Here is an 18,762-nt window from a genome sequence, read left to right as displayed (position 1 = left end):
CCGGCCCCCTGCTAGAATCCTCGCGCCCCCTCGTACCCCCCAGGACAAAGCATGAGTATCAAGAGTGACCGTTGGATCCGCCGCATGTCCGAGCAGCACGGCATGATCGAGCCGTTCGAGGCCGGGCAGGTCAAGCAGGCCAACGGCCAGCGCATCGTCAGCTACGGCACGTCCAGCTATGGCTATGACGTGCGCTGCTCGCGCGAGTTCAAGGTGTTCACCAACATCAACTCGACGATCGTCGATCCCAAGCACTTCGATCCGGGCAGCTTCGTGGATATCGTCGGCGATGAGTGCATCATCCCGCCGAACAGCTTCGCGCTGGCGCGTACCGTGGAATACTTCCGCATTCCGCGCGATACCCTGGTGGTGTGCCTGGGCAAGAGCACCTACGCGCGCTGCGGCATCATCGTCAACGTGACGCCGCTGGAGCCGGAATGGGAAGGCCACGTCACCCTGGAATTCAGCAACACCACGCCGCTGCCGGCGCGCATCTACGCCAACGAAGGCGTGGCGCAGATGCTGTTCTTCCAGGCGGCCGCCGATGACATCTGCGAGACGTCGTACCGCGACCGTGGCGGCAAGTACCAGGGCCAGACCGGCGTGACCCTGCCGCGGACCTGAAGATTGCAGGCGATCTGTAGAGCCGAGCCATGCTCGGCTTCAATGCAGGGCAGCCGAGCATGGCCCGGCTCCACATGAAGGAAGGCGGCGCAATGCGCCGCCTTCCTTATTTGCCGCGACCGAACAGCATCGCGATGCCGACACCCACCAGGGCCACCGGCCACCAGGTCAGCAGCAGCTTGGACAGGTTCAGGTGCGTCCAGCCGAGATTGCTGGCGAGCATGAACAGGCCGATCAGGATCAGCAGGACGGCGGCAACGAGGTTGAATCGCATCGGGTCGGCGAAGGCTCAGGACAGGGCCGGATATCCTAGCCGTTCCTTCCAGTAGGCGACATGCTGGTCCAGCGCCGCCGGCTCGTAGCGGTGCGCCGGGCCGCTGCCCCAGACCGGGCCCGGCCAGGCCGGATCACCGTCGTGGCGGCCGATCACATGGAAATGCAGCTGGCGCACGATATTGCCCAGCGCCCCGATGTTGATCTTTTCCACCCCGTCGGAGCCCTTCAGGGCCTTGCAGGCGCGGTTGAGCTCGGTGCGGAGCTTGTCCTGCTGCTCGCCGTCCAGCTCGATCCACTCGGTGACCCCGGCCAGGCGCGGTACCAGCACCAGCCAGGGGAATCGTTCGTCGTTCATCAGCCGCACTTGCGACAACGGTCCTTCCGCCACCAGCACGCTATCGGCGGCCAGGCGTGAATCGAGTTCGAATTCGCTCATCCAAGATGCTCCGAGAAGAAGTCCAGGGTGCGTTGCAGCGCCAGGGCGGCGCTGTCTGGATCATACGCATGTCCGACCTCCCGGTTGAAGGCATGATCGGCCGGATAGACGTAGGTGGCCATCTGCGGCAGCTTCTCGCGGTGGGCCTGCACGGCTTCCGGTGGGATGCTGCGGTCCTGGGCGCCGAAATGGAAGATCACCGGCGCCTTGGGTGTCTCATCGAGGAACTGGACGTTGCGGGCGCCGTAGTAGCTGACCGACGGCAGCCCCAGGCGCACTGCGGACAGCATCGCCACCGTGCCGCCCCAGCAGTAGCCGACGGTGCCCACCTTGCCGTAAGGGGCCAGCCGGGTGGCCGCCGCGCGGACCACTTCCAGTGCCCGCTCCATGCCCAGCGCGCCGACCCGTTCCAGGCCCTGCTTCACGCCATCGGCGTCGTAGGGCAGCGCGTCCGGATCGGCGTCGGGGCCATCGAGCAGGTCAAAGAACGAGGGCGCCAGCACCGCATAGCCTTCCGCCGCGAAGCGCTCGGCCACGCTGCGGATATGCGGATTGGCGCCGAAGATTTCCTGCACCACCACCAGGCCGCCGCGCGCGGTGCCTTCCGGCAGGGCCTGCCAGGCCCGTACCGGGCCGTGATGCGTATCCAGGGTGATCCACTCGGCCATCGTCATCTTCCTCGTTGCTGGAAAGAGAACTGCATTGTCGGTGCTGCGCCGGTTAGCGCGGCGTCAGTGGCTGTGCCGTATCGGTCGGCTGGGCATTCAGAGCGCGGCCGCCAACCCCGGTATACTGGCGCCCTTTCAGGCCCCGGCCCCCAGGAACCCCTGCCATGGCGGCAGGGGCCCAGGCCCCCAGAGTCCCGCGATTTCCATGTCCCAGCTGAACCCCAAAGTCGGCTTCGTCAGCCTTGGCTGCCCGAAGGCCCTCGTCGATTCCGAGCGCATCCTCACCCAGCTCCGCTCGGAAGGCTACGACATCGTCCCGTCCTACGATTCGGCCGACGTGGTGGTGGTCAACACCTGTGGCTTCATCGATTCTGCGGTGACCGAGTCGCTGGACGCGATCGGCGAGGCGATGAACCAGAACGGCAAGGTGATCGTCACCGGTTGCCTGGGCAAGCGCCCGGAGCAGATCCGCGAGGCGTACCCCAACGTGCTGGCGGTGTCCGGCCCGCAGGATTACCAGAGCGTGATGGAAGCGGTGCATGAAGCACTGCCGCCCAAGCACGATCCGTTCGTGGACCTGGTGCCCGACTACGGTATCAAGCTGACCCCGCGGCACTACGCGTACCTGAAGATTTCCGAGGGCTGCAACCACAAATGCAGCTTCTGCATCATTCCGTCGATGCGCGGCAAGCTGGTTTCGCGCCCGGTCGACGAGGTGCTGCGTGAAGCCGAGCGCCTGGTGCGTGGCGGCGTGCGCGAGCTGCTGGTGGTTTCGCAGGACACCTCGGCCTACGGCGTGGACGTGAAGTACGCCGAAAAGATGTGGCGCGACAAGGCCTACCAGACCCGTTTGAAGGCGCTGTGCGAAGGCCTGTCGGAGCTGGATGCGTGGGTGCGCATGCACTACGTCTACCCGTATCCGCACGTGGACGAAGTGGTGCCGCTGATGGCCGAGAACCGCATCCTGCCGTACCTGGATATCCCGTTCCAGCACGCCAGCCCGCGCATCCTGCGCCTGATGAAGCGCCCCGGCGCGGTGGAGAAGACACTGGAGCGCGTGCAGAACTGGCGCCGTATCGCGCCGGACATCACTGTGCGTTCGACCTTCATCGTCGGCTTCCCGGGCGAGACCGAAGCCGAGTTCGAGGAACTGCTGTCGTTCCTTGACGAAGCGCAGCTGGATCGCGTCGGTGCGTTCGCCTACTCGCCGGTCGAGGGTGCCACCGCCAACGACCTGCCTGACGCCGTGCCGGAAGAGGTGAAGCAGGAACGCCTGGCCCGTTTCATGGAGAAGCAGGCGCAGATTTCCGCCGCGCGCCTGGAAGCCAAGATCGGCACCGTGCAGCAGTGCCTGGTCGACGCCATCGAAGGCGACATCGCCGTGGCCCGCTCCAAGGCCGATGCCCCGGAGATCGACGGCCTGGTGCACATCCAGAATGCCGACCAGGTGCCGCTGCGCGTGGGCGAATTCGTCGAGGTGGAGATCACCGAGAGCGACGAGCATGACCTGTACGGTGACGCGCTGGCGGCCGCCCCCCGTCCGGCGTTCGACCTCAAGGTGCTGTGATCGCAGCGACGGCCGCCACCGGCAACGGCGGTGGTTCACGGCGCTTCGTACCGCCGCCACGTGCGGCGGTAGCTGCACGGCGGTTCGAGCACCCGCTGTTTGCCGGGCTTCAGGACTTCCGTGACCTGCTGGACGGCATCGCATGGCCGTCCATCGCGGCGCTCGATGCACGCCTGGCCGTGCCTGGCAAGCGCCTGGTTGAACAGGACGCCGCGCTGCTGGCCGATGGCCTGCACTACGAAGTGCGTATCGCGCAGGGACGCATCGCCACCCGTGCCGGCAACTGGCACGACCTGTTCAATGCGCTGGTGTGGGCCTCACAGCCGCAGCTGAAGCGAGCGCTCAACGTGCGGCAGTGCCTGCATATCGAGGCGATGCCACCCGGCCAGCGCAACCGCGCGCAGGCCGCCTTGACCCAGTTCGACGAAACCGGCGTGATCGTGCGTGTGCGCGATGACTCACTGCTGGCTGCCTGGGACGCACACGACTGGCCCGCGTTGTTTGACCCGGTGAACTGGCAGAGCGGTGACATCGCCATCACTGTGGTATTCGGGCATGCGCTGATGGAACAGGCCCTGCTGCCGGGGCGATTGCTGGTCGGCAAGTGCGTGGTGGTGCAGGGTGATGCCGATGCTGCCTGCGTTGACGTGATGACTGCGGCCATTGCCGAGGGCAGGGCAGTGACCGATCCGCTGCAGCTGCGTCCGCTGCCGTTGGCTGGAATCCCAGGCTGGCACGACGTGCAGGATTCCGCCTTCTACCGCAATGCCGACTATTTCCGCCCGCTGCGTGCAGGGCGCACGTACCCGCCACCGTTGTAGAGCCGAGCCCATGCTCGGCTGCGTTGCCCATCAGCCGAGCATGGGCTCGGCTCTACAACGGCGGCGAGGTCGGGCATGGCTCGACGCTACACAGGCTCGTACTCCACGCCGATCACTGCAAAGGTGAACTGCCCGCCGGGCAGCTCCACCGAGAACTCATCATCCAGCCGCTTCTTCAGCAGCGCACGCGCCAGGGGGGAATCGATGCTGATCCAGCCCAGGCCCGCATCGGTCTCATCCGGGCCGACAATGCGGTAGCGGCTGGTGTCGCCGCTGTCCACGTTCTCCAGTTCCACCCACGCGCCGAAGAACACTGCCAGCGGATCGGTCGGCGTGGTATCGACCACGCGCAGCGATTCCAGCCGCTTGGTCAGGTAGCGCACGCGGCGGTCGATCTCGCCCAGTTGCTTCTTGCGGTAGGTGTACTCGGCGTTCTCGGAACGGTCGCCTTCTGCGGCAGCGGCGGCGAGCGCTTTCACCACCTCCGGACGGCGCACGCGCCATAGCTCATCCAGTTCGGCCTTCAGTCGCGCATGCCCGGAAGCGGTGATCAGGGCGGTGCTTTTCTCTGCGGGGGGACGCCAACGGGACATGCAATACGACTTCTTTTCTGGATGACGAATGAGAGAGCAGGGTCAGATCCCTTTCCAGCGGAAAGGGCTCTGACCCCAGCAGGGGCATCTAGCGCTTGCCGCCGAAGATGCCACCGAGGATGCCGCGCACGATCTGGTTGCCCAGCTTGGTGCCGACAGTGCGCGTGGTCTGCTTGGCCATGGTTTCGATCATGCCCTGGCGGCGCTTGGTGCCGAAGATCGCATCCTTGATGGCCTGGCCGAAACCACCTTCCTGAGCTTCGTCCTGCTCGCGGCTGCGCGCGGCCGGCGCCTGTGCCTGCTCGATGCTCTTCTGCGCGCGCTGGGCCAGCAGTTCGGCGGCCGATTCGCGGTTGATCGCGGTGTCGTAGCGGCTGCCGACCGGGCTGCCGGCGCGTACCTGTGCACGCTCGGCCTCGGTGATCGGTCCCATCCGGCAGCGCGGCGGCGCGATCAACGTCTGCTGCACGGGCATCGGCACGCCCTTGTCCTGCAGCGTGGATACCAGTGCCTCACCGGTGCCGAGCTGGCTCAGCACCTTGGCCACGTCCAGCTTCGGATTCGGCACGAACGTCTCGGCCGCGGTTTTCACCGCCTTCTGGTCGCGCGGGGTGAACGCACGCAGTGCGTGCTGAACGCGATTGCCCAGCTGGCCGAGAATATTGCCCGGCACGTCGTCGGGGAACTGCGAGCAGAAGTACACGCCCACGCCCTTGGAACGGATCAGGCGCACCACCTGCTCGATGCGCTGCACCAGCGACGGCGGTGCATCATCGAACAGCAGGTGCGCCTCGTCGAAGATGAAGACCAGCTTCGGCTTGTCCAGGTCGCCCACTTCCGGCAGCTGCTCGAACAGTTCCGACAGCAGCCACAGCAGGAAGGTGGAATAGAGCTTGGGCTTGAGCACCAGCTGGTCGGCGGCGAGGATGCCGATCATGCCGCGGCCGTCGTGGTTGACCCGCATGATGTCGGCCAGTTCAAGTGCCGGTTCGCCGAAGAAATTCTCGCCACCGTCCTGCGCCAGGCGCAGCACCGAACGCTGGATCGCCGCGATCGACTGCGCACTGACCAGGCCGTACTCGGTGGAAATGTCCTTGCGCTCCTCGGCAACCAGGCCGAGCAGGGCGCGCAGGTCGTCCATGTCCAGCAGCAGCAGGCCGCGGTCGTCGGCCAGCTTGAATACGATGTCGAGTACCCCGGCCTGGGTGTCGTTCAATTCGAGGATGCGCGACAGCAGGGTCGGGCCCATCTCGCTGACCGTGGTGCGCACCGGGTGGCCCAGTTTGCCGTACAGGTCCCAGAAGATGGTGGGGCTGGCGGCCGGCGCATAGTCGGCCACGCCGATCTCGGCGGCACGCTGGAGCAGGTTTTCTGCGCCGGTGCCGGGCACGGCCAGGCCGGAGACATCGCCCTTCACATCGGCCAGGAACACCGGCACGCCCCGTCGCGAGAAGCCCTCGGCCAGGGTCATCAGGGTCACGGTCTTGCCGGTACCGGTGGCGCCGGCCACCAGACCGTGGCGGTTGCCGAGTTTCGGCAGCAGGGTGACGGCAATATCGTCGGTAATACCTTTGCCGAGCAGAATCGGATCCATTGTCCAGCCCTTGTGATGAATAGCCCAATGTTAACCGCCGGCAGTGACGGTCCGAAGGTCGGCTTGCCCGGACCTTGGCGGCGCCGCTACTCTGCCTGCCTGTTTTGCACACAGTGCCATCAATGCCCGTTCCTGTCCTGATTTCCCGCGGTTGGCCGCTGCTGGCCCTGGCCGGCCTGGTTTCCCTGGCGCCCGACGCCCACGCACAGCGGGTTTCGGCCCGGGACAAGGTGAAGGTGGATGCGCTGCAGCAGCGCATGACCGCCGCCGAGAAGCGCTACGGCGACGCCCTGCTGCTGGTCGCCAATGCCGATCCCAAGGGCAGCAACGAGGCCGATGCCGCGCTGGAGGACATGGAAGATGTCCTCAACGACTGCGTGAAGCAGAAGGGCTGCCAGATGGGGACCCTGCTGGCCAGCTACAAGCGGCTGCTCAAGCACGACGCCGATGCCGCCGCCAGCGATGACGTGGCCGACGAGGGCGGTGATCGCCTGGAAGCCGACCCGGACCACATCGGGCCGCTCACCGCCGACGTGCCCGAGGCCGCGCGCGCTGCCGCGCTGTTGAACGACAAACGGCACGCCTTCGACAGCATGGTCGAGTACAACCCGGCGGTGCAGGCCGGCATCCGTCGCTGGCTGACCGACATGCGACCGGCGCTGCTGACCAGCTACGAGAATTACCAGAACCTGCGCGCGGTGATGTGGCCGGAGTGGGAAAAGCGCGGCCTGCCCGAGGCGCTGCTGTTCGGGATCATGGCCAAGGAATCCAACGGCCGTGTGCATGCTTCCTCGCGCGCCGGCGCCGCCGGCCTGATGCAGTTCATGCCGGCCACCGGCCGCCGTTTCGGCCTGGGCCCGGACGGCACCGGCTTCGATACCCGCTTCGACGCGCGCAGCGCCGCTGAAGCCAGCGCCAGCTACCTCAACGAGCGCCTTCGCGAACTGAACAACAACGTGGAAATGTCGGTGGCCGCCTACAACGGTGGCGAAGGCCGTGCCGCGCGCGTGTTCAAGCAGAGCGCCGGCCAGAGCTTCTGGACCGACAGTGTCTACAACCAGTTCCCGGGCGAGACCAAGGACTACGTGCCGATGGTGATTGCCGCGGCCTGGATCTTCCTGCACCCGCAGCAGTACGGCGTGGAGTTCCCGAAGATCAGCGCGCAGCCGGCCACGCTGCGGCTGGCCAAGTCCACCACCATCTATGAATTGACCATCTGCCTGGGCAGCCACGGTACCCGCGATGGCTACATGCGTGCGCTGCGCAACCTCAACCCGCGCTATGAGGCCGATGGCTGGATTCCGGCCGGTACGCTGATCAACGCCACCACCCGCATCGCCGGCCTGTACCAGCGCAACTGTGTCAGTGGTCCGCGTGCCGACCTCGCCCGCACGCTGATCACCGCTGATCTCAACGCGGCGATCAAGCGCCCGACCGCGGCGAGCTATACCGGCAGCGTGGCGGTGGGTGGTGTGGTGCCGGTGGCCGACGCGGCTGCATCCACCAGTGTGCCGACCGCACCGGTGGCTGCAGTGGCGGCACCGCGCCCGGCGCCGGCCGCCCGGCCGAAGCCGGTGCGCAGCCACAAGGTGGGCAAGGGCGAGACCCTGGGCGCCATCGCGGCGAAGTTCCAGTGCGACCTGCCGACCCTGGCCCGCGCCAACGGCCTGAAGGCACCGGCCTACAGCCTGCGCCACGGCCAGACGCTGAAGCTGCAGGGCTGCGACAAGTAATTCCCAAGACCACTGGAATCCGTATGGACCTCGAAGCCACCCGCAACCTGTTCGCCAACCTCCGCGAGAACACCGACTGGGACATCAACGGCCCGTTGCTGTGGGGGTATTTCTTCGTCCACGCCAGTGCCGAGCCGCTGCAGGCGCTGGCCCAGCACCTGCAGGCGCAGGGCTACACGTTCGTGGAACTGTTCGAGCAGGAACCGGAAGAGGGCGACGCCTCGTTCCACGTGCTGCACGTGGAGCGGGTGGAAATCCACGACGAAGCCTCGCTGGACCGCCGCAACCAGGAATTCGCGGCGCTGGCGGCGGAGCACGGCGTGGAAGACTACGACGGCATGGACGTCGGCCCAGCACCGGTCCTGCAGTAACGCGCGTACCGGTAGTGCCGGCCGCTGGCCGGCATCCCGTTGTGGAAAAGGGGACGGAGGGGATCAAGTCGTTTATGCATGAACGACTTGATCCCCTCCGTCCCCTTTTTTGTCAGCGCAGCTTTGCCAGGGCCTGGCCCAGCTGCACAGGGCTCTCGGCGCCCAGCTGCGGGGCGAATTCGGCTACGCCCGGCGGCAGCAGCACCACCACGGTCGAGCCGTAATTGAAGCGTGCCATCTCGGCGAACCGCTCCAGCTTGATGCCCTGGCCGCGGTAGTCCTTGCGGGTGATGCGATCGCCGTAGGCCGGGATCTCCTCGCCGCTCCACACGGTTTCCACGCCGGATACCAGCAGCGCGCCGACCATCACGCTGACCATCGGGCCGAAGCTGGTGTCGAAGTGGCAGACCAGGCGCTCGTTGCGGGCGAACAGGCGCGGCACCCCGTTGACGGCCGCAGGACCGACACTGAACAGGCGTCCTGGCACGTGCACGGTTTCACGCAGGGTGCCGGTCCACGGCATGTGCACGCGGTGGTAGTCGCGCGGCGACAGGTACACGGTGGCGTACAGACCGTCGTTGTACGGCTTGGCATCCTCGTCGCTGCCCAGCAGCTCGGCGGCGGTGAACGACTGGCCCTTGGCCTGGAAGATGCGGCCGGCCTCGATCTTCCCCAGCTGGCTGATGCGGCCGTCGGCCGGCATCACCAGGCTGCGCGGATCGGCATCGGCCACGCGCGCGCCCGGCTTCAGCGCACGCGTGAAGAACTGGTTGAAGGTGGCATAGCTGCGCGGGTCCGGGTTGGCCGCTTCGTCCAGGTTGACGTTGAACTTGCGGGTGACGGTGTCGATCAGCCAGCGCGACACGCGCGGATCGTCCGAGTACGCCAGCGAGCGTGCCATCGAGGACAGCAGGCGATGGGGCAGGGCGTACGTCAGGGCGGTGGTGAGGCTCATGGGGCGGTTTTCTCGGTCAGCTTCTGCAGGTCGCGGGCGATCGCCGGCGCATTGAACGGGGGGCGCACCAGGCCGGCAAGGCGGCCCTGCGGGTCGAGCACGGCCAGGCTGGCCGAATGCTCGACGGTGTAATCCTCGGGGTTTTCTTCGAAATGCTTGCCCGGCACTTTCTGGAACACGAAACCCAGCGAGGTGGCGAAGCGCTCCAGCGAGGGGATATCGGCGGTGGCGGCCAGGGTGTCCTTGTGGAAGCCGTGCACGTACTCGCCCAGGCGGGTGGCGCTGTCGCGGTCCGGGTCGACCGAGATGAACAGCACGCGCGGGCGCAGGCCATCGGGCAGGGCCTCCCACTGGTTCTGCGCGCCGGCCAGCTCGGCCAGGGTGGTCGGGCAGACGTCCGGGCAGAAGGTGAAGCCCAGGAACACCAGGGTCCAGTGGCCCTTCAGTTCGCCCGGGATCAGGCGGGTGCCGTCGGACTGGGCCAGGTTGAAGTCGGGCAGTTCACGCGGCTGCGGGTACAGGGTGATCGCTTCGGTGGCCGGGGCGTTGGCCGGCGGCTTCGGCGCGAACACGTGCTGGGCGGCGAGCAGGCCAAGCCCCGCCGCCAGGGCGATCAGCAGGATGATGCCGGCATTGCGATTGAACATGGGGGCTCCCACGCGAAATGGGCTCCATCATACCGGCTGCGGCCCGATCGTTTCCGCCGCAACGGATGCTGCCGCGGGCGCCAGCCCCTATAATCGGGGGCCACTTTGCGCGCAGTACCGCCATGACCGCTGAAACGGCCGCCGAACTCCACACGATCATCGATCTGATCCGCTACGGCACCAGCCGTTTCAACGAAGCCGGGCTGACCTTCGGGCACAGCTACGACAATGCGCTGGACGAGGCGACCCAGCTGGTGCTGCACAGCCTGCACCTGCCGCACGACCTCGGCCCGGCCTACGGCCAGGCACGCCTGCTGCGGGCCGAAAAGCTGCGCGTGCTGGAACTGTTCCAGCGTCGCATCGACGAACGCATCCCCGCTGCCTACCTGACCGGTGAGGCCTGGTTCGCCGGCCTGAGCTTCAAGAGTGACACGCGCGCGCTGGTGCCGCGCTCGCCGATCGCCGAACTGATCGAATGTGGTTTCGAACCGTGGCTGGCCGGCCGCGATGTCAGCCGCGCGCTGGATCTTTGCACCGGTTCGGGCTGCATCGCCATCGCCATGGGCCACTACTACCCGAACTGGGAAGTGGACGGCGTCGACCTGAGTGACGACGCACTGTCGCTGGCCGAGGAGAACAAGGAGCGCCTGCAGGCGCACAACGTCACCCTGATCAAGTCGGACCTGTTCAATGGCCTGACCGGCCGCCACTACGACCTGATCGTCACCAACCCGCCGTACGTCACCAACGACGAGACTGATGCCCTCCCGCAGGAGTATTCCTACGAGCCGGAAATGGGCCTGCGTGCCGGTGACGATGGCCTGGACCTGGTGCTGAAGATCCTGCGCGATGCCCCGCTGCACCTGAGCGAAGACGGTCTGCTGATCTGTGAAGTGGGTGAGTCCGAACAGCATCTGGTCAAGCTGCTGCCGGAAGTCGATTTTTCCTGGATCGAGTTCAAGGTCGGCCAGATGGGCATCTTCGCGGTCGAATGCCGCGAGCTGATCGCCCACAGCGCACGCATCACCGAACTGGCGGCGCAGCGCCCGTGAGCTCCAATTCGTTCGGCAAGCTGTTCACCGTCACCACGTTCGGCGAGTCGCACGGGCCGGCCATAGGCTGCGTGATTGATGGCTGCCCTCCGGGGCTGGCGCTGGACGCGGCCGAATTCGCCCACGACCTGCAGCGCCGTGCGACTGGCAAGAGCCGGCACACTTCCGCGCGGCGCGAGGCCGACGAGGTCGAGATCCTGTCCGGCGTATACGAGGGCCTGACCACCGGCACCCCGATCGCGCTGCTGATCCGCAACACCGACCAGCGCAGCAAGGATTACGCCAATATCGGCCAGCAGTTCCGCCCGGGCCATGCCGACTACAGTTACTGGCACAAGTACGGCATCCGCGATCCGCGTGGCGGTGGCCGTTCCTCGGCACGCGAGACCACCATGCGCGTGGCCGCCGGCGTGGTCGCCAAGAAGTGGCTGGCCGAGCGTTTCGGCGTTACCGTGCGTGGCTACCTGTCGCAGCTGGGCGACATCACCCCGGCCGGTTTCGACTGGTCGGCGGTGGAAGACAATCCGTTCTTCTGGCCGCACGCCGCACAGGTGCCGGAGCTGGAGGCGTACATGGATGCGCTGCGCAAGTCTGGCGACTCGGTCGGTGCGCGCGTGGACGTGGTCGCCGACAACGTGCCGCCGGGCTGGGGCGAGCCGATCTACGGCAAGCTTGACGGCGAACTGGCCGCTGCGCTGATGAGCATCAATGCGGTGAAGGGCGTGGAGATCGGCGACGGATTCGCCAGCGCCGCGCAGAAGGGCACCGAGCACCGTGACCTGCTGACGCCGCAGGGCTTCGCCAGCAACCATGCCGGCGGCATCCTCGGTGGCATCTCCACCGGTCAGCCGGTCGTCGCGTCGATCGCCCTGAAGCCGACGTCCAGCCTGCGCCTGCCGGGCCCGTCGCTGGATACGGCCGGCAACGTGGTCGAGGTGGTCACCACCGGCCGCCACGATCCCTGCGTCGGCATCCGCGCCACGCCCATCGCCGAGGCGATGGTGGCGCTGGTGCTGATGGACCAGGCGCTGCGTCATCGCGCGCAGTGCGGCGATGTCGGCACGATCACCCCGCGCATTCCCGGGCAGATCGATGGCTGACACGCGGCCGACCGTGTGGGTGAGCCAGCCGCTGATCGAGGCGGCCATCGCGCCGCTGCGCGATCGCGTGCAGCTGCGCAGCACCGACACCGTCACCGCCTGGTCGCCGGACCAGATCGCCGCACAGCTGGCCAGCGCCGACGGCGCGATCATCACCCTCAACGAGCGCATCGGTGCGGCCCAGGTAGCCGATGCCACGCAGCTGAAGGTGATCGCCAATGTCGGCGTCGGCTACAACAACCTGGATGTCGACGCGCTCAGCGCGGCCGGCATCCTGGCCAGCAACACGCCGGACGTGTTGACCGAAACCACCGCCGATCTCGGTTTCGCGCTGCTGATGGCAACCGCGCGCCGGATCACTGAGTCCGAGCGCTGGCTGCGTGAAGGGCAGTGGCAGCAGTGGTCGTTCCAGACCATGCTGGGCGCGGATGTCCATGGCAGCACGCTGGGCATTCTTGGCATGGGCCGCATCGGCCAGGGCATCGCCCGCCGCGGCGCGCACGGTTTCGGCATGAAGGTGCTGTACCACAACCGTTCACGGTTGCCGGCCGATACCGAGGCGTCGCTCAGCGCGACCTACGTGGACCTGGATACGCTGCTGGCACAGTCCGACCATCTGGTAACGGTGCTGCCCTACACGCCGGCCTCGCATCACATCATCGATGCGGCTGCGCTGGGGAAGATGAAGCCGACGGCAACCCTGGTGAACATCGCCCGCGGCGGCATCGTCGACGAACTGGCGCTGGCCGAAGCGCTGGCCAACGGCCACCTGGCTGCCGCCGGCCTGGATGTGTACGAGGGCGAGCCGAAGGTGCGCCCGGAGCTGCTGGCGCTGCGCAACGTGGTGCTCACTCCGCATATCGGCAGCGCTTCGCTGGCTACGCGCACGGCGATGGTACAGCTGGCTGTGGATAATCTGGCTGCCGGGCTCGGCCTGGACGGCGGCCCGTCGCGCATGCCGAGCGCGATCAACGCTGACGCGGCGATGGCCGCGCGCGTGACGCTGGGCAAAAAAACCGGGAAACGATAGGGAACCTCCGCGCGCTCCGCTTGAGGAGGTTCCCCGAACCCAGCTGTCGTGCGTGTTTTTCCCCATTCCCGTTTTCGTGAGAGTTCCCCATGAGCAATGCACAGCGCAGTTTCCACGTCGCCGTCGTCGGTGCCACCGGCGCCGTTGGCGAGACCATGTTGTCGATCCTGGCCGAGCGTGATTTCCCGGTCGGTAGCCTGAGCGTCCTCGCCTCCGAGCGTTCGGCCGGTGGCGAGATCGAATTCAACGGCCAGAAGGTCAAGGTCCAGGACCTGGCCACCTTCGATCCGACCGGTGTCGAGATCGCGCTGTTCTCGGCTGGCGGCAGCGTGTCCAAGGAATACGCACCGAAGTTCGCCGCCGCCGGTGCGGTGGTGATCGACAACTCCTCGGCCTTCCGTTACGACGATGACGTGCCGCTGGTGGTGTCCGAGGTCAACCCGGAACAGGTCGCCAACCGTCCGCGCGGCATCATCGCCAACCCGAACTGCTCGACCATGCAGATGCTGGTGGCGCTGGCGCCGCTGCACCGCAAGTACGGCATCGAGCGCATCAATGTGTCCACCTACCAGTCGGTGTCCGGCGGTGGCCGCTCGGCGATGGAGGAACTGGGGAAGCAGACCGGCCAGCTGCTCAGCTTCCAGGAGATCGATCCGCAGCGCTTCCCGGTGCAGATCGCCTTCAACCTGATCCCGCACATCGATGACTTCCAGGACAATGGCTTCACCAAGGAAGAGATGAAGCTGATCTGGGAGACCCGCAAGATCCTCGGTGACGACAGCATCCTGGTGAACCCGACCGCGGTGCGCGTGCCGGTGTTCTACGGCCACTCCGAGTCGGTGGCGATCGAGACCCGCGACAAGGTCACCGTCGCTGAAGCGCGCGCGCTGCTGGAGCAGTCGCCGGGCATCGAAGTGGTGGATCGTCACGAGGCCGGTGGTTACCCAACCCCGGTCACCCACGCCTCGGGCACGGACGCGGTGTACGTCGGCCGCATCCGCGAGGACCTGTCGCACCCGCGTGGCCTGAACCTGTGGATCGTGTCGGACAACGTGCGCAAGGGCGCTGCCCTGAACGCCGTGCAGCTGGCCGAGCTGGTCGCCGCCGAGCAGCGCTGATCACAGCGGTTGCCTCACCGGTAGTGCCGGCCGCTGGCCGGCATTGCCGTGATGTGTGGACGTGCGTGTCTGCTGGCCAGCGGCCGGCGCTACCGAAGGTCCCCTCGGTGGGTGCGGACCCCGGTCCGCACGCTTTATAGTGTCGCCCATGAATAAACGGGCCAGGGGCGCGAAGCGCCCGCTCCTCTATCTTTCCACCGCGCTGCTGGCCCTGGCCAGCAGTTCGGCGCTTGCCCTGGGCTTGGGTGACATCCGTGTCCTGTCCAAGCCGGGCCAGCCCCTGCTGGCCGAAATCCCGGTAGTCTCGGCCGATCCATCCGAACTGGAGAACCTGCGCGTCGCGCTGGCCTCTGCGGTCACCTTCGAACGCGTCGGCCTGCAGCGGCCGGCCGGGCTGGTCAGCGAGCTGCAGTTCGAACTGACCCGCAATGCGCAGGGCAGGGCGGTGGTGCGGGTGACCTCGCAGACGCCGGTCGAAACCCCGTCGCTGAGCTTCCTGATCGAGGCCGACTGGGGCCAGGGCCGCCTGGTGCGCGAATACTCGGCACTGGTTGATGCGCCCTCGAGCGCACTGGCGGTGGCCGAACCGGAAATCGTCGCGCCGGCCGGTACCCTCTCCAACACCATCGTCCGTGACGTTGCACCGGCACCGGCCGCTGCGGAGAGCGCAAGCGCACCTGCGCCGTCCACTGCGGCAGCGCCGGCACCTGCATCGGCTCGCCCGCGTGCAGGGGCTGCACCCGCTGCCGCGCAGGCAGCCGATGGCAGCGTCATCGTCCAGCGTGGGCAGACCCTGTCGCAGATCGCCAGCGCGGTGGCCCGCGGCAACCAGGTCAGCCGCGACCGCGCGATGATCGCCCTGCTGCGGGCCAACCCGGAGGCCTTCATCCGCGGCAACGTCAACCTGCTCAAGCAAGGCGCCGTACTGCGCATGCCCGGCAGCGATGCACTGGCGGCGGTCGATGCCGCCGAGGCCGCAGCGCTGGTGCGCGAGCATGCAGCGCAGTGGCGGCAGGCGCGCACCGTGCCGCAACCGGCGGGTACCGTCGCCCCGATGGCCGCGGCGGCAACCACGAAAGCTTCTTCCCCGGCCGCGGCCAATGGGGCACGACTTGAAATCGCTCCGGCGCTGGCTTCCGACGCCGCGCGCGCGGGCACAACCACCGGCACTGGAGCCGGCAGCGAGGGTGACATGCTGGGCAACGAACAACTGCGCCAGGCACGCGAGGACATCGCGACCCGCGATGCCGAGATTGGCGAGCTGAAGCAGCGCGTCGCCGACCTGGAAAAACTCAAGGAACAGCAGCAGTCGCTGATCGCGATGAAGGACAACGACCTGGCCGCCGCGCAGCAGCGACTGGCGCAGGCACCGGATACCCGCGATGCGGCAACGCCGTGGTACTGGCTGGGGCTGCCGGTGCTGCTGCTGGCGGCCGGTGCAGCCTGGCTGCTGCGTCGTCGCAAGCCGTCGCCGCTGCCGCCGCTGCGCGACGAAGACGATGCCGCCGGCCTGACCGCTGCGGTACCGGCGGGCGCGGCGCTGGATACGCTGGCCGAGCAGTCCTCGTGGTCGTCGGCGGTGCCCGAAGCGGGCCGCCAGGAGCCGGCGATGCCGGCTTGGGCGAGCGAAACCGGGGGGCAGGATGACGTGGCTGCCGAACCGGTCGCCGACGTCGCCGCCCAGGCTGACTGGCAGGCGCAGACGCTGCGCGATGACGAAGTGATGGAGCTGCCCGAGGCAGTGACCGACCTGCCGCGCTGGGACGAGCCGGTGGCCACGCAGGAGGATTCCGCGCCGGCCGCCGCCGCGCAGGATGAGCCGCTCGCGCAGGCGGCCCCCGGCGAGGTGGCAGTGCCGGACTACGCGCTGCATGCCGAACAGCAGCCGCAGTTCCGCGGCGTGTTCGACCTGCCGGCAGAGCACCCTGACGGCGAGGCTTCAGGCGCAGCACCGCACGACGCGCTGGCCGCTGCGCCGCATGAAGACGGTACTGCGGCGCCGGCCGGCGATGCCGGCTGGGCGCTGCGCGCCGGGCAGGAACGCCTTGAGCTGGCCATCGCCTACCTCGACCTGGGCGATGCCCAGACCGCGCGTACGTTGCTGCAGGAAGTGGCCGAGGGCGGCGACCTGCACTGCCAGGCCCAGGCCCGCGAACTGCTGGCCCGCCTGCCGTGATCGACCCTACCGACAAGGACCGCGCCATGAGCCGCGAGCGCCGCATCGACTACGTTGAATTCGCTTCCACGGATCCTGCAGCCAGCCGCGCCTTCTTCGAGAAGGCGTTCGGCTGGTCGTTCGTAGACTATGGCAGCGACTACACCGCGTTCGACGACGGCCGCCTGCAGGGCGGCTTCTTCCGCGGCCAGCCGCTGCGTGCCAGCGATGCCGGTGCCCCGCTGCTGGTGCTGTACGCTGACCAGCTGGCACCGATCGAAGCGGCGGTGCTTGACGCTGGCGGTGAGATCGTGCGGCCGGTGTTTTCCTTCCCCGGCGGCAGCCGTTTCCAGTTCGTCGAGCCTGGTGGCAACGAACTGGCGGTGTGGTCCGAACGCGATCCGGCCTGAGCGCCGCCCCTCCCGCAACATCTGAGGTAGCACATGCGTTACGCGCTTGGCGTCGAGTACGACGGCAGCGATTTCAGGGGCTGGCAGAACCTGGGCGAGGGTGGCCCGAGCGTGCAGGCCAGCCTTGAGCAGGCCCTGTCGTCGGTGGCCGATGCGCCGCTGCAGGTGGTCTGTGCTGGCCGCACCGATGCCGGCGTGCACGGCCAGTGCCAGGTCGTGCATTTCGATACCGACGTGCTGCGCGATCCGCGCGCGTGGATGCTGGGCACTACCACCCGCCTGCCGCGCTCGATCGCAGTGCGCTGGTGCGTGCCGGTGGCCGAGGATTTCCACGCGCGTTTCTCCGCGCGCGCACGCCGCTACCGCTACCGCCTGCTCAACCGCGAAGTGCGGCCCGCGCTGGACCGGCAGACCTTGAGCTGGGAGCGCCGCGCGCTGGACGAGACCCTGATGCACGCCGCCGGCCAGGCCCTGCTCGGTGAGAACGACTTCAGCGCGTTCCGTTCGGTGCAGTGCCAGGCGCTGCACGCCCGGCGTGAGCTGCAGTCACTGCAGGTCAGCCGCCAGGGCGAGGTGATCGAGGTCGCCGTGCAGGGCAATGCATTCCTTCATCACATGGTCCGCAATATCGTCGGATCGCTGATCCTGGTGGGCAGTGGCGAGAAGCCGGTGGAATGGATCGCCGAACTGCTGGCCGGGCGCGATCGCACCGTAGCCGGTCCCACCGCACCGCCGCAGGGCCTGGTGTTCCTTGGGCCCCTGTACCCCGACAACTGGCACCTGCCCGCCGAGGTCACGCTATGAGCCGTTCCTACTACCGCACACGCATCAAGTTCTGTGGCATGACCCGGGCCGGCGACGTCCGCCTGGCCGGTGAGCTGGGCGTGGACGCGGTGGGTTTCATCTTTGCCCGTGAAAGCAGCCGCCGGGTCGCTCCGGCCGAGGCACGCGCGATGCGCCAGGCGATCGCGCCCATGGTCGACGTGGTGGCGCTGTTCCGCAACAACAGCAAGGAAGAAGTGCGCGAGGTGCTGCGCACGGTACGACCGACCCTGCTGCAGTTCCACGGCGAGGAAGACGAGAGCTTCTGCCGCAGCTTCAACATGCCGTACCTGAAGGCGATCGCCATGGGCGGCCGTGAAGAGATCAACGCCCGCACCCTGCAGCTGCGCTATCCCAGCGCCGCCGGCTTCCTGTTCGACAGCCACGCGCCGGGCGGCGGTGGCGGCACCGGCGTGGCCTTCGATTGGGGCCGCATTCCGACCGGCCTGCATCGCCCGTTCCTGCTGGCCGGTGGCCTGAACCCGGAAAACGTCTACGACGCGGTGCTGGGTACCCTGCCGTGGGGCGTGGATGTCTCCAGTGGCATCGAACTGGAGCCGGGCATCAAGGACGGCGATAAGATGCGCACCTTCGTCGAGGAAGTGCGCCGCGCCGATTGCACGGTTCTTGAGTGATTGTCGTCACTATTTGCCGTGATCTGGACCTGGATTTGAGCCTGCACGCATTCTTCACATAGGATGGTCCCAAGCGCGCCTGCCATGAGGGCCGGCGCGGGGATCGACGGGGCGCGTCCGGCGCGTCCCGAACGGGTGGCCGCCGCCCACAGCCC

General features: G+C 67.5%; 20 protein-coding genes. 13 read left to right on the top strand and 7 right to left on the bottom strand.

All coding sequences use genetic code 11. From position 1 onward, the window contains the following. Positions 1 to 51 precede the first annotated feature (51 nt). Positions 52 to 624, top strand: a complete 573-nt coding sequence (gene dcd, locus ACM0PB_RS02390) for a dCTP deaminase (protein WP_005418012.1) — start codon at positions 52 to 54, stop codon at positions 622 to 624. A gap of 106 nt (positions 625 to 730) precedes the next feature. Here the strand turns inward: dcd and ACM0PB_RS02385 are convergent, their stop codons facing one another. From ACM0PB_RS02385 to ACM0PB_RS02375, 3 genes are read right to left on the bottom strand one after another with little or no spacing between them, the layout of a single operon-like run. Continuing rightward, positions 731 to 898, bottom strand: coding sequence for a LiaI-LiaF-like domain-containing protein (locus ACM0PB_RS02385; RefSeq protein ID WP_005418011.1), 168 nt, complete (start codon positions 896 to 898; stop codon positions 731 to 733). Positions 899 to 913: 15 nt separating this feature from the next. Continuing rightward, positions 914 to 1,336, bottom strand: a complete 423-nt coding sequence (locus tag ACM0PB_RS02380; protein WP_005418010.1) for an HIT domain-containing protein — start codon at positions 1,334 to 1,336, stop codon at positions 914 to 916. Beyond that, positions 1,333 to 2,004 carry a dienelactone hydrolase family protein gene (locus ACM0PB_RS02375; RefSeq protein ID WP_065179170.1) on the bottom strand — a complete coding sequence of 224 codons (672 nt, stop codon included), beginning with the start codon at positions 2,002 to 2,004 and terminating at the stop codon, positions 1,333 to 1,335. Before ACM0PB_RS02375 ends, ACM0PB_RS02380 begins: the two co-directional genes overlap by 4 nt. Positions 2,005 to 2,209: 205 nt before the next feature. On the opposite strand from ACM0PB_RS02375, the gene rimO reads away from it, so the two are divergent. Then, complete coding sequence (rimO, locus tag ACM0PB_RS02370; RefSeq protein ID WP_065179169.1) at positions 2,210 to 3,571, top strand: 30S ribosomal protein S12 methylthiotransferase RimO; 1,362 nt, start codon at positions 2,210 to 2,212, stop codon at positions 3,569 to 3,571. Then, positions 3,568 to 4,392: a DUF3025 domain-containing protein gene (locus ACM0PB_RS02365; protein ID WP_065179168.1), complete on the top strand. Its 825-nt coding sequence runs from the start codon at positions 3,568 to 3,570 to the stop codon at positions 4,390 to 4,392. Before rimO ends, ACM0PB_RS02365 begins: the two co-directional genes overlap by 4 nt. An 86-nt stretch (positions 4,393 to 4,478) precedes the next feature. Here the strand turns inward: ACM0PB_RS02365 and greB are convergent, their stop codons facing one another. Beyond that, on the bottom strand, positions 4,479 to 4,985 hold the full coding sequence (gene greB / locus ACM0PB_RS02360) for a transcription elongation factor GreB (RefSeq protein WP_005418006.1): 507 nt from the start codon (positions 4,983 to 4,985) through the stop codon (positions 4,479 to 4,481). 88 nt (positions 4,986 to 5,073) lie between these two features. Then, a complete protein-coding gene (locus ACM0PB_RS02355; protein WP_065185506.1) occupies positions 5,074 to 6,579 on the bottom strand; it encodes a helicase HerA-like domain-containing protein in 1,506 nt (501 codons plus the stop codon). A gap of 122 nt (positions 6,580 to 6,701) precedes the next feature. Between ACM0PB_RS02355 and ACM0PB_RS02350 the strand changes: the two genes are divergently transcribed. After that, positions 6,702 to 8,312, top strand: coding sequence for a transglycosylase SLT domain-containing protein (locus ACM0PB_RS02350; protein ID WP_065185507.1), 1,611 nt, complete (start codon positions 6,702 to 6,704; stop codon positions 8,310 to 8,312). Between the two features lie 23 nt (positions 8,313 to 8,335). Next, entirely contained in the window at positions 8,336 to 8,683 is a 348-nt protein-coding gene (locus ACM0PB_RS02345) for a ribonuclease E inhibitor RraB (protein WP_065185508.1), read from the top strand. A 112-nt stretch (positions 8,684 to 8,795) separates the two neighbouring features. Here ACM0PB_RS02345 and asd read toward each other — a convergent pair whose 3' ends face one another. Both asd and ACM0PB_RS02335 read right to left on the bottom strand, forming a co-directional pair. Beyond that, the gene (asd, locus tag ACM0PB_RS02340; RefSeq protein ID WP_053501139.1) at positions 8,796 to 9,638 is read right to left on the bottom strand and encodes an archaetidylserine decarboxylase; all 843 of its coding nucleotides are present in this window, start codon (positions 9,636 to 9,638) and stop codon (positions 8,796 to 8,798) included. Further along, positions 9,635 to 10,285 (bottom strand): SCO family protein, encoded by a 651-nt coding sequence (locus tag ACM0PB_RS02335; protein ID WP_414604498.1) that lies wholly within the window; start codon positions 10,283 to 10,285, stop codon positions 9,635 to 9,637. The genes asd and ACM0PB_RS02335 overlap by 4 nt, the downstream gene beginning before the upstream one ends. Positions 10,286 to 10,407: 122 nt before the next feature. Here ACM0PB_RS02335 and prmB point away from each other — a divergent pair, with 122 nt between their 5' ends. From prmB to ACM0PB_RS02295, 8 genes are all read left to right on the top strand, one after another. After that, positions 10,408 to 11,337: a 50S ribosomal protein L3 N(5)-glutamine methyltransferase gene (gene prmB, locus ACM0PB_RS02330; protein ID WP_053500256.1), complete on the top strand. Its 930-nt coding sequence runs from the start codon at positions 10,408 to 10,410 to the stop codon at positions 11,335 to 11,337. Further along, the gene (gene aroC, locus ACM0PB_RS02325; protein WP_053500252.1) at positions 11,334 to 12,437 is read left to right on the top strand and encodes a chorismate synthase; all 1,104 of its coding nucleotides are present in this window, start codon (positions 11,334 to 11,336) and stop codon (positions 12,435 to 12,437) included. Before prmB ends, aroC begins: the two co-directional genes overlap by 4 nt. Then, positions 12,430 to 13,467, top strand: coding sequence for a 2-hydroxyacid dehydrogenase (locus tag ACM0PB_RS02320; protein ID WP_065196982.1), 1,038 nt, complete (start codon positions 12,430 to 12,432; stop codon positions 13,465 to 13,467). The genes aroC and ACM0PB_RS02320 overlap by 8 nt, the downstream gene beginning before the upstream one ends. Positions 13,468 to 13,556: 89 nt before the next feature. After that, entirely contained in the window at positions 13,557 to 14,585 is a 1,029-nt protein-coding gene (locus tag ACM0PB_RS02315; RefSeq protein WP_065179163.1) for an aspartate-semialdehyde dehydrogenase, read from the top strand. 148 nt (positions 14,586 to 14,733) lie between these two features. After that, a complete protein-coding gene (locus ACM0PB_RS02310) occupies positions 14,734 to 16,761 on the top strand; it encodes a FimV/HubP family polar landmark protein (RefSeq protein ID WP_414604497.1) in 2,028 nt (675 codons plus the stop codon). Between the two features lie 26 nt (positions 16,762 to 16,787). Next, positions 16,788 to 17,150, top strand: coding sequence for a VOC family protein (locus ACM0PB_RS02305; RefSeq protein ID WP_049414720.1), 363 nt, complete (start codon positions 16,788 to 16,790; stop codon positions 17,148 to 17,150). 33 nt (positions 17,151 to 17,183) lie between these two features. Beyond that, on the top strand, positions 17,184 to 17,954 hold the full coding sequence (gene truA / locus ACM0PB_RS02300; protein ID WP_065179161.1) for a tRNA pseudouridine(38-40) synthase TruA: 771 nt from the start codon (positions 17,184 to 17,186) through the stop codon (positions 17,952 to 17,954). After that, positions 17,951 to 18,607, top strand: coding sequence for a phosphoribosylanthranilate isomerase (locus tag ACM0PB_RS02295; protein WP_065179160.1), 657 nt, complete (start codon positions 17,951 to 17,953; stop codon positions 18,605 to 18,607). The genes truA and ACM0PB_RS02295 overlap by 4 nt, the downstream gene beginning before the upstream one ends. The last annotated feature ends 155 nt before the right edge of the window (positions 18,608 to 18,762 follow it).

The organism is Stenotrophomonas sp. AR029 (assembly GCF_047520695.2).
GTDB lineage: Bacteria > Pseudomonadota > Gammaproteobacteria > Xanthomonadales > Xanthomonadaceae > Stenotrophomonas > Stenotrophomonas sepilia.
Note: the sequence above shows the minus strand (reverse complement) of the source record. Positions and strands in the feature narration are given on the sequence as shown.

Excerpts from the sequence above, each read along its gene's own strand:
- dcd (WP_005418012.1), top strand. The coding sequence starts at position 52 with ATGAGTATCAAGAGTGACCGTTGGATCCGCCGCATGTCCGAGCAGCAC.
- ACM0PB_RS02385 (WP_005418011.1), bottom strand. The coding sequence starts at position 898 with ATGCGATTCAACCTCGTTGCCGCCGTCCTGCTGATCCTGATCGGCCTG.
- ACM0PB_RS02380 (WP_005418010.1), bottom strand. The coding sequence starts at position 1,336 with ATGAGCGAATTCGAACTCGATTCACGCCTGGCCGCCGATAGCGTGCTG.
- ACM0PB_RS02375 (WP_065179170.1), bottom strand. The coding sequence starts at position 2,004 with ATGGCCGAGTGGATCACCCTGGATACGCATCACGGCCCGGTACGGGCC.
- rimO (WP_065179169.1), top strand. The coding sequence starts at position 2,210 with ATGTCCCAGCTGAACCCCAAAGTCGGCTTCGTCAGCCTTGGCTGCCCG.
- greB (WP_005418006.1), bottom strand. The coding sequence starts at position 4,985 with ATGTCCCGTTGGCGTCCCCCCGCAGAGAAAAGCACCGCCCTGATCACC.
- ACM0PB_RS02355 (WP_065185506.1), bottom strand. The coding sequence starts at position 6,579 with ATGGATCCGATTCTGCTCGGCAAAGGTATTACCGACGATATTGCCGTC.
- ACM0PB_RS02350 (WP_065185507.1), top strand. The coding sequence starts at position 6,702 with ATGCCCGTTCCTGTCCTGATTTCCCGCGGTTGGCCGCTGCTGGCCCTG.
- ACM0PB_RS02345 (WP_065185508.1), top strand. The coding sequence starts at position 8,336 with ATGGACCTCGAAGCCACCCGCAACCTGTTCGCCAACCTCCGCGAGAAC.
- asd (WP_053501139.1), bottom strand. The coding sequence starts at position 9,638 with ATGAGCCTCACCACCGCCCTGACGTACGCCCTGCCCCATCGCCTGCTG.
- ACM0PB_RS02335 (WP_414604498.1), bottom strand. The coding sequence starts at position 10,285 with ATGTTCAATCGCAATGCCGGCATCATCCTGCTGATCGCCCTGGCGGCG.
- prmB (WP_053500256.1), top strand. The coding sequence starts at position 10,408 with ATGACCGCTGAAACGGCCGCCGAACTCCACACGATCATCGATCTGATC.
- ACM0PB_RS02320 (WP_065196982.1), top strand. The coding sequence starts at position 12,430 with ATGGCTGACACGCGGCCGACCGTGTGGGTGAGCCAGCCGCTGATCGAG.
- ACM0PB_RS02315 (WP_065179163.1), top strand. The coding sequence starts at position 13,557 with ATGAGCAATGCACAGCGCAGTTTCCACGTCGCCGTCGTCGGTGCCACC.
- ACM0PB_RS02310 (WP_414604497.1), top strand. The coding sequence starts at position 14,734 with ATGAATAAACGGGCCAGGGGCGCGAAGCGCCCGCTCCTCTATCTTTCC.
- ACM0PB_RS02305 (WP_049414720.1), top strand. The coding sequence starts at position 16,788 with ATGAGCCGCGAGCGCCGCATCGACTACGTTGAATTCGCTTCCACGGAT.
- truA (WP_065179161.1), top strand. The coding sequence starts at position 17,184 with ATGCGTTACGCGCTTGGCGTCGAGTACGACGGCAGCGATTTCAGGGGC.
- ACM0PB_RS02295 (WP_065179160.1), top strand. The coding sequence starts at position 17,951 with ATGAGCCGTTCCTACTACCGCACACGCATCAAGTTCTGTGGCATGACC.